This window comes from Herpetosiphon geysericola, assembly GCF_001306135.1.
Taxonomy (GTDB): Bacteria; Chloroflexota; Chloroflexia; order Chloroflexales; family Herpetosiphonaceae; genus Herpetosiphon; species Herpetosiphon geysericola.
The window spans coordinates 128,304-142,276 of record NZ_LGKP01000007.1 but is presented as its reverse complement, the minus strand read 5'-3'; the positions used below and the strand labels follow the sequence as shown (position 1 = coordinate 142,276).

The 13,973-nt window shown below is 50.6% G+C and carries 11 protein-coding genes; 4 read left to right on the top strand and 7 right to left on the bottom strand.

All coding sequences use genetic code 11. From position 1 onward, the window contains the following. Positions 1-237: 237 nt before the first annotated feature. The 3 genes from ssuD to SE18_RS03485 form a co-directional block, all read right to left on the bottom strand. Positions 238-1,383: an FMNH2-dependent alkanesulfonate monooxygenase gene (ssuD, locus tag SE18_RS03495; protein ID WP_054533035.1), complete on the bottom strand. Its 1,146-nt coding sequence runs from the start codon at positions 1,381-1,383 to the stop codon at positions 238-240. A gap of 103 nt (positions 1,384-1,486) precedes the next feature. After that, positions 1,487-2,479: a sulfonate ABC transporter substrate-binding protein gene (locus SE18_RS03490; protein ID WP_054533034.1), complete on the bottom strand. Its 993-nt coding sequence runs from the start codon at positions 2,477-2,479 to the stop codon at positions 1,487-1,489. Positions 2,480-2,489: 10 nt separating this feature from the next. Then, the gene (locus SE18_RS03485) at positions 2,490-3,044 is read right to left on the bottom strand and encodes an NAD(P)H-dependent oxidoreductase (protein WP_054533033.1); all 555 of its coding nucleotides are present in this window, start codon (positions 3,042-3,044) and stop codon (positions 2,490-2,492) included. A 180-nt stretch (positions 3,045-3,224) separates the two neighbouring features. On the opposite strand from SE18_RS03485, the gene SE18_RS03480 reads away from it, so the two are divergent. Together SE18_RS03480 and SE18_RS03475 are read left to right on the top strand one after the other, a co-directional pair. Continuing rightward, positions 3,225-4,211, top strand: a complete 987-nt coding sequence (locus SE18_RS03480; RefSeq protein ID WP_054533032.1) for a lysylphosphatidylglycerol synthase transmembrane domain-containing protein — start codon at positions 3,225-3,227, stop codon at positions 4,209-4,211. Then, positions 4,195-5,385 carry a hypothetical protein gene (locus tag SE18_RS03475; RefSeq protein ID WP_152976543.1) on the top strand — a complete coding sequence of 397 codons (1,191 nt, stop codon included), beginning with the start codon at positions 4,195-4,197 and terminating at the stop codon, positions 5,383-5,385. The genes SE18_RS03480 and SE18_RS03475 overlap by 17 nt, the downstream gene beginning before the upstream one ends. Positions 5,386-5,430: 45 nt before the next feature. On the opposite strand, the gene SE18_RS27690 is transcribed toward SE18_RS03475, so the two are convergent. Then, positions 5,431-5,586 carry a hypothetical protein gene (locus SE18_RS27690; protein WP_164689389.1) on the bottom strand — a complete coding sequence of 52 codons (156 nt, stop codon included), beginning with the start codon at positions 5,584-5,586 and terminating at the stop codon, positions 5,431-5,433. Between the two features lie 407 nt (positions 5,587-5,993). Here SE18_RS27690 and SE18_RS03470 point away from each other — a divergent pair, with 407 nt between their 5' ends. Then, positions 5,994-7,076 carry a lysylphosphatidylglycerol synthase transmembrane domain-containing protein gene (locus tag SE18_RS03470; RefSeq protein WP_054533030.1) on the top strand — a complete coding sequence of 361 codons (1,083 nt, stop codon included), beginning with the start codon at positions 5,994-5,996 and terminating at the stop codon, positions 7,074-7,076. After that, positions 7,073-8,362, top strand: a complete 1,290-nt coding sequence (locus tag SE18_RS03465) for an NAD(P)/FAD-dependent oxidoreductase (protein ID WP_054533029.1) — start codon at positions 7,073-7,075, stop codon at positions 8,360-8,362. The genes SE18_RS03470 and SE18_RS03465 overlap by 4 nt, the downstream gene beginning before the upstream one ends. A 273-nt stretch (positions 8,363-8,635) precedes the next feature. On the opposite strand, the gene SE18_RS03460 is transcribed toward SE18_RS03465, so the two are convergent. The 3 genes from SE18_RS03460 to SE18_RS03450 all read right to left on the bottom strand — a co-directional run bounded on the left by SE18_RS03460 (position 8,636) and on the right by SE18_RS03450 (position 13,728). Next, positions 8,636-10,129: a carboxypeptidase M32 gene (locus tag SE18_RS03460; RefSeq protein ID WP_054533028.1), complete on the bottom strand. Its 1,494-nt coding sequence runs from the start codon at positions 10,127-10,129 to the stop codon at positions 8,636-8,638. Positions 10,130-10,453: 324 nt separating this feature from the next. Next, positions 10,454-12,358 carry a WD40 repeat domain-containing protein gene (locus tag SE18_RS03455; protein ID WP_054533027.1) on the bottom strand — a complete coding sequence of 635 codons (1,905 nt, stop codon included), beginning with the start codon at positions 12,356-12,358 and terminating at the stop codon, positions 10,454-10,456. Positions 12,359-12,450: 92 nt separating this feature from the next. Further along, complete coding sequence (locus tag SE18_RS03450; protein ID WP_054533026.1) at positions 12,451-13,728, bottom strand: N-acetylmuramoyl-L-alanine amidase; 1,278 nt, start codon at positions 13,726-13,728, stop codon at positions 12,451-12,453. Positions 13,729-13,973 lie beyond the last annotated feature (245 nt).

The following is a 13,973-nucleotide window of genomic DNA, read 5'->3' as shown; positions in this document are numbered from 1 at the left end:
CCCTAAACCCTTTGGCACAGATTATGGGGATAATGTTCCGATAGCCCATAGCCAACAGCCCATAGCCATGCTTTCTCTGCGCCGCTGCGTTAAAATATTCATCCACGAAGAATTCGGAACCACGAAGGACGCGAAGAGCGCGAAGGATGTTTTTTGGTCACAGATTTTGGTATTCCAACCAATTCCCGATAGCCCATAGCCTGAAGCCTATAGCCTTTATGCTCTATGTTCTATGCTCTATGTTCTGACTTGTCCTTCTCGGCGCGAAAACTCGTGCAACTGCAAAAGTTCGCCAAAAATGCTGGGTTGATTCGCTGGCGGCGCTGGTTTGCTGCCAAGCGGCAAGCGCGGAAACAACAATTCAGCCACGCGATAGGCTTCTTCCAAGTGTGGATAGCCCGAGAGCACAAAGGTATCGATGCCAAGCTCGCTATATTCGAGCATGCGCTCGGCAACCGTATCGGCATCGCCAACTAAGGCCGTGCCAGCGCCACCACGCACTAAGCCAACCCCAGCCCACAAATTCGGGCTAACTTCAAGCTGGTTGCGATTGCCATTGTGCAAGGCTTGCATGCGCTTTTGGCCAACCGAATCCATCTTGGCGAAGGCAGCTTGAGCGGCAGCAATCGCCGTATCATCAACATAGCGAATTAGGTCGTTGGCTGCATCCCACGCTGCTTGGTTGGTTTCGCGCACGATTACATGCATGCGCATGCCGAAGCGCAACGTGCGTCCATGCTTGGCAGCCAAAGCCCGTACTTGGGCTATTTTCTCGGCAACTTGGGCTGGTGGTTCGCCCCATGTCAGATAAACATCAACATGTTTGGCCGCAACTTCGAGCGCTGCTGGCGATGAACCACCAAAATAGAGCGGAGGGTGTGGTTGTTGGACTGGTGGTAAGAGCAATTTGCCATCGGTGACATGAATATGCTGGCCTTCGAGCGTTACATGTTCGCCTGCCAACACTCGCCGCCAAACCTCCAAAAACTCATCGGTCAATTCGTAGCGCTGATCATGGTCGAGCTGTAAGCCATCGCTGGCAACTTCGGCACTATCGCCACCAGCAACCACATTGATCAACAAGCGGCCATTGGAAATGCGGTCGAAGGTCGAGGCCATACGCACAGCAGGGCCAGGCAACATCAGGCCTGGGCGAATTGCCACCAAAAATTTCATCTGGCGGGTGACCGCTGCCAGTGCCGAAGCCAAAACCCAAGCATCCTCGCAATAGTGGCCAGTTGGTAGCAACGCGCCTGTAAAGCCCAATTCATCGACCGCTTGGGCAATTTGGCGCAAATAGGGAAACGTCGTCGAGCGGCTAGCCACGGTCGAGGCGAGATAGCGGCCATCGCCGTGGGTTGGAATAAACCACAAAATTTCCATCGAGCCAAGCTCCTTTAGCAATGAGCGCTGCCGTTGGGTCACACCACCCCAGCGAACACCAACGACAGCAGGAAATCATCACTGATGATTATACAGATCGACGCTATTGCGCGCTGGTTTGGGCTGGTTGCCATACCCAAACTGCTTCACGAATGCTCACCTTTTGCGGAATTAAGCCTAATTCAAAGAAGGTATCGGCAATGTGTTGTTGCTCAGTCACAAGTGCGTCATTGATTGGGCTAAGCCCAAAGGCCTGTTTCTTGGCCACTTCTTCTAAGATTGCCGCATCAACCCCAATGACTGGAGCCAAAATCTTGGCAACCGCCTGTGGCTCTTGCTGCGACCATTGCTCAACTTTTTGAATTTCGTCTAAGGTTGCGCTAACCAGATCGGGATGCTGCTCGGCAAAGGTTTTGGCGGCCAAATAATAGCTATGGCTGGGCGCAAGGCTCGCTCCATTGTGCAACACGCGGGCATCGGTGGCCTTAAGCGCAATCGTTAAATAGGGTTCCCAAATAATCCAGGCATCGACGCTGCCACCCTCGAAGGCAGGGCGGGCATTTGGCGGAGTCAGAAAAGCTGGCTCAATCTCGCTATATTGCAAGCCTGCTTCGCGCAAGACATCAATTGCAAAATAATGGGCGCTCGAACCTTTGGCAAAGGCAACTTTCTTGCCCTTCAGCTCGCTGACGCTTTGAATTGGCGAGTCTTTCGGTACAAGCAAGGCTTGGCCAGTTGGCGAAGCCGCAACCGAAGCGATATACACCAGCGGCGTGCCAGCGGCTTGGGCAAAAATTGGCGGCGTTTGGCCTGTTGAACCAATATCAATGCTGCCAGCGTTCAGGGCTTCCAACAATGGCGGCCCAGCGGCAAACTCAATCCATTCGATCTTCACATCTTTGAGCCGAGCTTCAAGTGCGCCGTTGCCCTTGAGAATCGGCAACGAGCCACCCTTTTGATAGCCAATCCGCAGGCTGCGGGTGCTCGTTTGTCCATTCGAAGCAGCATCATTGCTGGTGGAGCCACAGCTTGCCAAAAGCCCGACGATCAAAGCTAAGGCCAAGCGTTGCCAACCAATCGAAAAACGGCGTACCATGATCTGCTCCTTAGGCCACTGCTGCCAATGGCAAAACTCCTAATTGCTGGGCAATAGTATCAAGCGCCAGCCCCAAGCGTTCTTCTAAATGGCGATGAATCCGCGGCTGCGATTTCGTTGCAGTTAATTGAATTTGCTGCTCGGCGGCAAACAGGCTTGGAATAATATGCTTGGCTCCAAGCTGGCGAAAACGCGCCGCCAAATCTGCATAGATTTGGGCTTCGGTGCGCGCCGAGGAGCCAGTAATTATTGGCAATACCAACGTATTCCGTAAAACTCCTGCTGGAAGTAAATTAAGCCACGCCCGTAATAATTCAGCATAGGTATCCTTATAAATAGGCGTTGCCACAATCAGCGCTCCCGCTTGGCGAATAAGTTGGGTATAATGGCGTACTGCTGGGCTGAATTGAGCTTGGCCGATCAATTCCTCTGGTGGAATATCCCGCACACTCATCGATTTCACTACAAGCGAGTGGCGTTCTAACACAGCCTTGGAATGCTCCAAAAGTACTGCTGTTGTTGAGCGGGGCGCTGGACTACCCGCTAAAGTGACGACATCAACCACCACACACTCCTTAGATGACTTTCTTGATAAAGATACTTAACAATTGCTAGTATAGGCAGCCAAGGTTCCAACATAGGTTCCATGCTGGTAACAACTTGGTTCCAAATCAAGGACATGTGGGATGGAGTATAATCAGACTTTGTGACTGAACGTGAACAATACCTGGCTTAAGGAGCTTGTGTGGATAAATCATTACGCTCAAAAGTTGTAATTTCTGTGGTGCTTGGCGTCATTGTTATGCTTGGCTTGGCGCTATTTAGCGATATTGGCAAGGTTGGCGATAGCCTCAGCAGCTTCAATTGGCTCATGCTGCCAGCAGTGCTGGGCTTTACAATCTTCAATTATGTATTGCGTTGGCTCAAATGGGATTACTATCTGCGCAAGCTAGGCCAAGGCACCAATGTGAGTTACAGCCAAAGTGCGCTGCTTTTTTGTGCTGGCATGGTGATGGCGGTAACGCCTGGTAAAGTTGGCGAGGTGCTCAAATCGGGCTTGCTCAAACGTTTGAATGGCACGCCTATCAGCCGCTCGGCGCCAATTGTGCTGGCCGAACGCTTGACCGATGGCTTGGCGATGTTACTGTTGATGGGCACTGGTTTGGCGCTCTATCCGCCAGCCCGCCCAGCCTTTGTGGCCTTGGTTATTGTGAGCGTGCTTGGCTTGGCGTTGTTCCAAAATCGTCGCGTTGCCTTGGGCTTTATTGGCTGGCTGGAACGCGGGCGCTTGGCCCGTTTTGCCAAGCCCTTACACAGCTTTTACGAAAGCAGCGCCGAGCTGTTAAGCGGACGTTTGTTGGTGGTCTCGACAATTATTTCGGTTGTTTCGTGGGCTGGCGAATGTGTGGCCATGTATTATGTGTTGCGAGGCTTTGGCGCTGAAGCATCTGGATCACTTTTGTTACAATCGACCTTTATTTTTGCCGCCTCGACGCTGTTTGGTCTGGTATCATTCTTACCAGGTGGCTTGGGCGCTTCGGAAGTTTCGAGTACCTTGTTAATTACTACCTTGGTAAAATTAGGCGAAGGCGCTGCAACCGCCGCCACAATTGTGATTCGCTTTTGCACCTTGTGGTTTGGCGTGCTGGTTGGCATTGTTGCCATGAGCATTTTCGCCCATCGTTATGGATTGATCGAGTCGGAGGCAAATAATCTTGCGAAAGAAGCTTAACTATGTTTTGGGGCTAAGTTTGGGTCTCGCTTTATTAATTGGCTGTGGCTCGGATACGGCGCTGAGTGAGGTAACGCTCAGCGAGCCAATTATCAACTTGAATACCGGCCCGCGTACCACCACGATTAGCTATTTAATTGGCCAGCCAACCAATGTTTCGATTTGGCTCGAAACCGCTGCTGGCGAGCGTTACGCCCTGCGGCAAGCAGTTAAACGCGAGCCTTCTAAGGATGCCTATCAAGTGGTATTCGATGGCAGCGTGCCGATTGACGCTGATACCAATCGCTTGCTACCGAATGGCAACTACACGCTGGTGGTAGAGGCGGAAAACGCTGCTGCCCAACGGCTGAATCTGCAAATCGATCAAGCACCAAGCGCCAGCTTCGATGTGTATGATCTGCGGGTCACGCCCAACCCATTTTCGCCCAATGATGATGCGGTTGAGGATTTTACCACCTTCTCGTATCGCTTGCCAATTACCGCGACCGTTTCGCTCGATGTGATCGATCCAACCAACCAGACTCGCTATCCAATTGTCAACCGCGAGCTGCAAGGGCTGGGCGAGCATAGTGAAGCTTGGTCGGGGCGACCAGTCGTTGGCGGCATTTTGGCCGCAGGCACCTATCAATATGAATTGCGTGCCGATGATGGCCTTGGTAATCGCGTAACCAAGCGCGGCGATGTAACCCTCAGCAGTGCGGGGATTGGGGCGCTTGATGTGCTCAGCGTTGAAATTGGCCCTGAGCAAATTTTATTAAACGATACCATCACCGTCACCTTCAAGGTCAAAAATAACAGCGAAGTGGCGTTGCGCACCTTTGGCCCTGCTTCGGGCTACACCTACAGCACCAACCAAAGCTATTCGTCGATTGAAAACGAGCAGTATGCCAACCTTGGTGGCGGCTTGTGGCGGGTGGCGATCGATTGGGATGGCAATGGCGGCTCTGGCTTTCGCTACCCCTTCCGCTGGGCAATTTCGCCGCGCAGCCCTGAGCAATGGGCCGACCCAAATAAATTTGATTACCTCTACCCAGGTGAAGAAGCGACGATTGTTGGGCGGGTACAAATTAAGCAGCGGGAAGATCGCATGACCTTTTATGCTGGCGTGGCCCATGAAGGGGTCGATTACCCGACCAACCGTCTGAAACCAACCCTCATTCTGGTTTCGTTCTAAGCTTTAAACCAACAACCCACGGGAAATCCGTGGGTTGATTTATTTTTAGGCTGCACCAGTTTTAGTGAGCAATTGATAGACTAATTGGTTGAGGCGGGTTTCGGCTTCGAGATAGGTTGGCGCATAGCCGACTAATTCGCCATCAAGATACATAGCAAAATCGCCAGTTTTTCGATCATATACAATCATTTTGCGATACATGGATGTACTCGCTTTCTTTAGGTACGTTGTCGATAACCCAGTAACGAATATTTTAGCACAAATGTTCGTGATAATCAAGGCCTATTTGTTAACGAAATAGGCTTTTAATTGGTTTGCTGGCCTGAGTATACGCTTTGCTTGTGACAACCAGTGTCACTTGATTAATCCAAAGGCTGAAAATTGGCGATTAATCTATTGACAGCTAGAACTAGCCACGGCTAGCTAAATTGGGGCTGAAATAGCGCAAAACTCAACCCATCGGGCTATTTGCAGTCTTGTCGCCGATCGGCTATGATCTTAAGTTGGGTGTGTGGTGTGATTTTTTGTTCACACAGCGCGGCACACATCGTACTATTGACATTGAAGTACAGCTGGTAGCCTTGGCTACTGGCATGGTGGAGGACGCTGTGCGACGACCAAAATTATGGTTTGGAATCGCGATTAGTGTATTCTTTTTGTGGTGGTCATTTAATGGCCTCGATTGGGCTGGCTTTTGGGATGCGCTGAGCACCGCCAATTATTGGTGGATCATCCCAGGCGTTTTGGTCTATTTTGGGGCTGTTTGGGCCAGAACCTGGCGCTGGCACTATATGCTACGCCACATTAAAGCGGTTTCAATCCGCCGCTTGTTCCCTGTGGTCGTGATTGGCTACATGGGCAACAATGTCTACCCCGCCCGTGCAGGAGAAGTCATTCGTTCGTATGTGCTCAAGCGTAAAGAAGGCATCGGCATGGGCGCATCGCTCACCACCGTCATCCTCGAACGCTTGTTTGATGGTTTGGTGATGCTCTTATTTGTGTTTGTCACCTTGCCATTTATAGAATTGCCTGCGCTGTGGAATAATTTGGTGATTATTTCATCAATTTTGTTTGGGGTTGCCTTGGTTATCTTTTTGATGATTGCCAGCAACCAACGCCGCACCGAGCAGCTGTATTCGTGGGCGCTGCGCAGCATTGTTCCCCAACGCTTCCATAGCAAAGCCCATGGTTTGTTTGATAAAATTATGCTTGGCTTGCATTCGTTACGTTCGCCCCGCGAGATGCTGATGATTTTCGTCACTTCAACCGCAATCTGGCTGACCGAAACGACCAAATATTGGTTTATTATGCAGGCCTTCGATTTCCATGTCTCGTTTGATGTGTTGATGTTGATGACTGCCGTCGCTAACTTGGCGCTGATTATTCCGGCTGCGCCTGGTGGCGCTGGCACCTTCGATGCCGCTGGGATTAGCGTTTTGAAGTCGTTCAATGTGGCCGAAAGTATTGCTACCGGCTATACGTTGGTACTGCACTTGGCGCTATGGGTGCCAATTACCGTGCTCGGTTTTTGGTATATGTGGCGGGAGCGGGTCGCCTGGAACGAGTTTGATCAAGCGGTGAACGAAAGCCAAGCTGCCGAAAATCGCATTCAACAACGTGAGGCAGCCCTACGAGAAGAATTAGGCGAATCGGCCAACGCGCCGCACGCTGAAGTTGAGGTACGACTTTGAAAACCATTGCAGTAATTGGGGCGGGCTTCGCTGGATTAAGCGCTGCCTATGATTTGGCCGTTGCTGGCCACAACGTAACCGTGTATGAAGCTGCGCCGCAAGTTGGTGGCTTGGCAGCAGGCTTTCAGGCTGAGGGCTGGGATTGGTCGCTGGAAAAGTTCTATCATCATATTTTTGGTTCAGATAAGGCGCTGCTTGATTTTATTAAAGAAATTCGCGCCGATGATTTGCTCTTTTTCAATAGCCCTGTTTCTGGCCAATGGGATGCTCAGCGTGGCTCGATTGAGATTGGTGGCGTCGTGCCATTGCTCACCTACCCGCATCTTTCGGTTTTTAATCGCTTGCGCAACGCCGCCGGCGGCGCTTGGCTCAAATTCTTGGCGGTTATCAATCGCTGGCAACACCTCGAACAAACCACCGCCGAGCGCTATATTCAAAAGCTGATGGGCAAGCCAGCCTACGAAGCGATGTGGAAACCAGTGCTCGAAGGCAAATTTGGCCCGTATACGCCAGAAGTTAATGCAGCCTGGTTCTGGGCACGGATTGCCTCGCGAACCTTCAAACTTGGCTATTTTCGTGGTGGCTTTCAAGCCTTGGGCGAACGTATGGCCGATGCTGTGCGCAAAAAAGGCGGCACGATTCGCTTGAATAGCCCCGTTAAAGAGCTGCGCAAAATCGAACAAGGTTGGCTGGTGATCAGCAATGATCAATCCAGCTACGATCAAGTGCTCTCAACAACCTCGCCAAGCTTGCTCAAACGCATGACCCCAGACTTGCCAACCAGCTATACTGCCAAACTCGATCAACTTAAGTCGATTGGCGCGGTCGTGTTGACGGTGGCGCTCAAACAATCGCTGACCAATGGCATGTACTGGATGAATATGGACAAAAAGCATTTTCCCTTTTTGGCTTTGGTCGAGCACACTCAAATGATCGATCGACGCCATTATGGTGGCCAGCACTTGGTCTATCTTGGCGATTACCTTGAGCCTTCGCATGAATATTTTCAATTGAGCAAAGAAGAATTGTTAGAACGCTTTATGCCTTCGTTGAGCAAGGTTAATCCGCAGTTCAAGCCCGATTGGATCGAGGGCGTGTGGCTGCATCGCGAAGCTTATGCCCAGCCGATTGTGCCAGTCAACCATAGCCAATCGATTCCTGCCCTGAAAACGCCGCTAGAAGATTTGTGGTGGGCAAGTATGAGCCAAGTCTATCCATGGGATCGTGGCACGAATTTCGCGGTCGAAATTGGCCGCCGCGCCGCCAAAGAGATGTTGGGTAAGTAGAGAATAGAACATAGAACATAGAGCAGAGAACAGAGAACATAGGGTTCAGGGAGCAGGCGCAAGAGGTTAGGGGCTTGGGGAATTTAATAATCTGAGCGCATCTGGGGCGAAAAGAACAATATTTAACGTAGAGGCGCAGAGTTGCGGAAGGATGAGGGATGAAGAGCAGAGACCATAGCGCATAAAAGCCAAAAGCCTATAGCCTATCGCCCATAGCCTAATAAGGCCCGCGTTGCATTACCCAAAAACGGTGACACAGCGCGGGCTGGCTGCTTAATACAACTCGCCGAATTTGGTTTGCAAATACTTGACGTAAGGAGCTGCATCCATTGGGCGGCCTGTGGCGCGCTTGATCAGCTCGTTGGGCAAGAATTTGCTGCCATGTTGCAGAATGTTTTCACGCATCCAGCCAAGCAAGGTGCCAAATTCACCACGGCGCATTTCATCCCAAATTTCTGGATGTTTGGCAACCGCCGTATCGAACAATTGCACCGAAAGCACATTGCCGATGGTATAGGTTGGGAAATAGCCAAACATCATGCCCGACCAGTGAATATCTTGCAGCACGCCTTCTGCATCGTTGGCTGGGGTAATGCCAAGGTAGGTTTGCATTTTGGCGTTCCAGGCTTCAGGCAAATCGGCGACCTTGAGTTTGCCTTCGAGCAGCGCAATTTCCAATTCCATCCGCAGCAAAATATGTAAATTGTAGGTCAGTTCATCAGCTTCAACCCGAATTAACGATGGCTTGACAGTATTGACTGCGCGATAGAATTTTTCCAGATCAACATTGACCAATGGCTCTGGGAAGGTGGCTTGCAAATCGCCATAGAAAAATTCCCAGAAAGGGCGCGAACGGCCAACGATGTTTTCCCACATGCGCGATTGCGATTCGTGCACGCCCAACGATGTGCCACGCCCAAGCGGCGTGCGATTCAATTCGGGCTTGATATTTTGCTCGTACAAGGCGTGACCAGTCTCGTGAAGCGTTCCAAACAATGCTGGTGCAAGCCAATTTGGATTAAAGCGGGTGGTGATCCGCACGTCGTCGCGGCCAAAGTTGGTGCAGAACGGGTGGGTGCTGCGATCCTGGCGGCCTCGATTCCAATCGTAGCCATAGCGCACGGTAACTTTTTTGCCAAATTCCTCTTGCAACGCTTCGGGATAGTTGCCATGCAGGGGTGCATCGCGGCCATCATCGCCCATTGCGGCAATCTTGAGGGCCAAAGGCACAGTTCCAGCCTTCAATTCATCGAAGAGTGCGATTGCTTGGTTGGTGGTCAAACCGCGTTCGTAGCTATTGAGCAAGGCATCGTAGGGATGTTCGTCGTAGCCCAACAACTCAGCTTGTTCGCGCACCATGTCGACAATCGTTTCGAGATGCGGTTGAAACATGGCAAAATCTGATTTGGCGCGCGCATCTTCCCATACATTGCCAGCCAAGGCCCGCACCCGTGATTGTTTGGCGATAAACTCGGCAGGCAATTTGGTTGACCGCTCGTAGTTGTAGCGTGTATGACTGATCAAACGCGCTTCATCAGAATCTGGTGGCAAATCGGCGACATTAATCGCATCAAGCAGTTTAAGCGTTTTTTCGCCAGTAAACAGCTCGTGCGAAATTCGGCTGATCGTTGCTAATTGTTCGGCGCGGGTGCTGGCACCGCCACGAGGCATTTGGGTGCGTTGATCCCACGATAGCAATCCAGCGGCGTGGTTGAGGTCGCGAATGGTTGCCAAATGTTCGCGTAGTTGCTCAAGAGCTTGACTCATGAATCGATAATCCTTCTGCTTGGTGCAGCATAATCATGTATGATCAGGCTGCTCGTCATTCCTGCTCTATTTTAGCATATGTTGATATGATCATACATGGTTATTTTTAAGCATTGCATGATCAATGGACAATTGAATAGCACGAAAGATCGGAACCACGAAGAACGTGAAATTGGCTATCGGCTAGAGGCATTAGGCTCTCGGAATATTGGTTAACATGTCCACAATCGTGGGTTCTATAGCCAAAAGCCAAAAGCCCATAGCCATATATTTTCTCTGCGCCTCTGCGTTAAATACCGACCGCCAGCCCTTGACCCCTATATTCTATTCCTCGCGAATACCCCATAATTGCAACTGCCCGCGATCAATACTGACGATTAGGCGCTGGTCGGGCGCAATCAAGGCATTCTCTGAGCTGAACAAGGCTTGACCATCAGCAACCCGATAGATGATAATGCTCGGCTCGATTTGCAGATCATTCGTTAAGCTGGATTGGACGAGCAATAATTGCCCATCGGGGCTAAATTGAATCGCTGGATCGAGTTGGGCATAATTAAGCGCTTGACTACTGCTATGGCATTGGATGCTTTGGCTCACTTGAACATCAGCAAGATTCACCAGCAGAATGCAATGCTCTGCGGGTGTTTGGGCGCTCATAGCAACCGCCAATGACTGACCATCAGGGCTAATTGCTAAGCCCAAGGCTGGTTGATTGAGATTCAGGCTGTGGAGGGTTGTGCCCGTTGTGAGTTCAAGCACACTCACTTGGCCTTGTTGGGTTAATAGCACCAAGCGATTCTGATTCGGCACAAGTGCCAGATCGACCAAATAGCCAGGATCAAGCGGGCGGCTATAGAGCGGTTGGCCAGCCTGCGAAACATGCAATTCAAGGCCACTAATGCTGACTGCTTCAACCACAAGCTGCTGATCGGCATCACTCACAACGAGGTTGTAGCCAACATCATCGATGCCTCGTAATTGGTGCTGCCAGCGTTGGCTCAGATCACTCAAATTCCATTGGCTGATGCCAAGGTTAATTTGAGTGCTATCGCTGCTGAAAATAGGCTGGGTTTGGGTTCGATATGATACAGGTTGGGGGATTTCGTAGGCAATACTGGTTTGCTCAAGGTTGAGTATTCGTAAACCCTGGGCAACTGCCAGAAGTTGGCTATTGGGGCTGAATGTCGGGAGTGCATAAACGGGAAAACTGAGCGTTTGGCTTTGACCATCGCTCAGGTTGACAACGGTTAATGCTTGAGCATCGAACAGCATGGCTTGGCTACTGTCGGCACTAAATCGCAGGTTATAGCTGCTTTTGCCACTATAAATCGGCTGTTGATCAGCAAGCCGAATCAGGGTTACATCGCTATCGCTTGGCACGCCTTCAGCAATTGCGAAGCGTGCCTCAATCAGGCCATCGGGGCTGATAATCCGTGGGTTGGGCTGATCGTAATTGGTTGGTTGGGTGTTCCAAGTATGAATGGTGTCGGTGGTTGGCTGCCGATCGATAAACGCGCCAGTTGTGGCGTTGTAGCGCTCGATTGACCACGAGCCAGCTAGGGCCGGATCGCTGCTGATTTCAATTAATGCTTCAATTGTGGCAGTGTCGGCAGTGACCCGAACTGCCATAATATCGGTTGCAGTACCTACAAAATAGCGTTGTTGTAAGCTTGGCAATTCGTATACCCCAAAGCCTTGTGAGGTTACCACCGCCATAAATTGATTGTTTGGCGCAAAATCGCCACTCTGTAGCCGCCCCAAACCGATGGTTTGCAATAGCTCAACTTGGCTCAATGAGCTTTCGTTAATTAATTGGCTGCTGCGGGCTGGCAAGCTGGCTGGAACCGCCAATAAGCCATGGCTATTGGGATCAATCTGTTGTAGTGATTCAGTAGGCGCTTGGAGCAAGGCGGGCAATTGATGATTGGTTTGAACTTGCGCTCGATCTGGCTCGCTTGGTTGGGTTGGCGCGCTGGTGGCGGTCGCAACGCTGGCTTGAGTTGGCTCAGGCGTAGCTTGTTTGGTTGGTGCAAGCGTTGGGCTGGCAACTTCGGCAAGGGTGGCCGATGCTTGCGGCACTAAGCCTTGCACGCTGCTGCTGGTTTCGCTGGTGCTGGTAGCAACTGGCGGCAGGCTAGGGCTTGGTTGGCTTGCAGGCGCACTTTGGCAAGCACTAAACACGATCATTAAAAGACCGAATCCGATCCGCTGGACTGGATGCTTCAACATAACTCCTCCTTAGATAGATAGGTCTATCATCTAAGAAGGAGCTATTAGGATACATCATACGGTGCTGATAGTTGGCTTATAGTTGGCTGAAACTAATCTGCTTGTTCGCTTAAGAGCCGAACTTCATCTGGCTTGTTGGCCAGCGCAAACAGCGTATCGCCAGCATACACCACATACACATACTCGTTATTGCGATAGCTCCAACGGCGTTGGCTCGACAATGGCGCGCCCAATTTGGCTTCGATGGCTTTTTTGATAAAGGGCAATTTGGCATCGAAGGCGCTGTTGATGCGGGTGTACATTGCGCGGCTAATAATTTCGCGTAGTGCAGTATCTGCTGCCGAAGCATTTTGGGCTGCAACGATTGCACTGAGTTGCTTCACCACCGACCAATTGGTTGCGCCAGTGGTGGCAATTGGCGTATACAGCGTGTCGAGCGAGAAAATTTGGGCAGCGTAGGCTGCTCCATCGCCAGCTTGCAAGCGATTGCTATTGCTCAAGGGCACGCCAACCGCTTTGCGCGGAATCTGGCTAATAAATTGATAAAAAGCTTGATCTGGCCGATAATCCACGCCCAACGCGCCATAGGTATATTGCATCAACGCATTGTAAACATCTTGATCGGTTAGTTCATTGGCCCGCAACACAATATCCCATTGATTGTAGGGGCTAATAATGACATCGCGGCCATAAACCTCGCCCGTGTAGCGAATGCCTTTAACGCTAAAATCCATGCCAACCCGAATTGGCGAACCAAGCTTATGTTTCACGGCATATTGGTGAAACACCCAATCTGGACGATATTCGCCCTTGGCCAAGGTATACACTTCGTTGCGCAATTGCGCGCCGAGGGTGTTGGGCCGTGGGCCAGTGCTTGGGCTACTTTCATCCAATAATTTCAAGGTATATTCAACGCTATAACCGCGTGGATCGTCTTTGTAGCCAGGTGCAACCGTGCTATGGGCGAAAAAATAATCACGGCTAATTGGAATCGCATAGGTATCACGAAAATAGCGAATTAATTCAACTAAGGATTTGGTTTGGTTGGTGGTGATCGGTGTGCCATCGTTTGGCCCCTCGACTTCGACCCCAATTGCATGCACGTTGATTTCGCCGCCGCTATAGCCACGCGCCCAACTGCGCACGCCCGCATGCCACGCGACATAGGCTTTCTCGTTGACATAATGATAGATTTTGCCATCGCGGGCAATCAAATAGTTATAACTTGAGCGAACTTCTGGGCGCAAATTCCATTCCAGCGAGCCATAGCCAGCAGTCTCGTGCAAAACGACAAATTCGGGCTTGAAACTCGTGGTGTTGCGCGCGGTTTTGTTGGGGGTTTTGTTGAGATACGAGGTATCAAATTGCATACAAGCTCCTTGCATGATGCTAAACATGGCATCATTACTACCGCCTCTAATATTCTCGTTGTTAATGTACTACAGAATTAGCAAGAACATAGAGCAAAGAACATAGAACATAGAACAAAAATAAAGGATGAATTATGAAGGATGAAAACAAAAGTCGGAAGTCAGAAGGCAAAAAAGAACAGAGAGCATAGAATAGAGAGCATCAAGGCAGAAGGCAAAAGTCAAAAAGATTGAGCGCAGAGGAA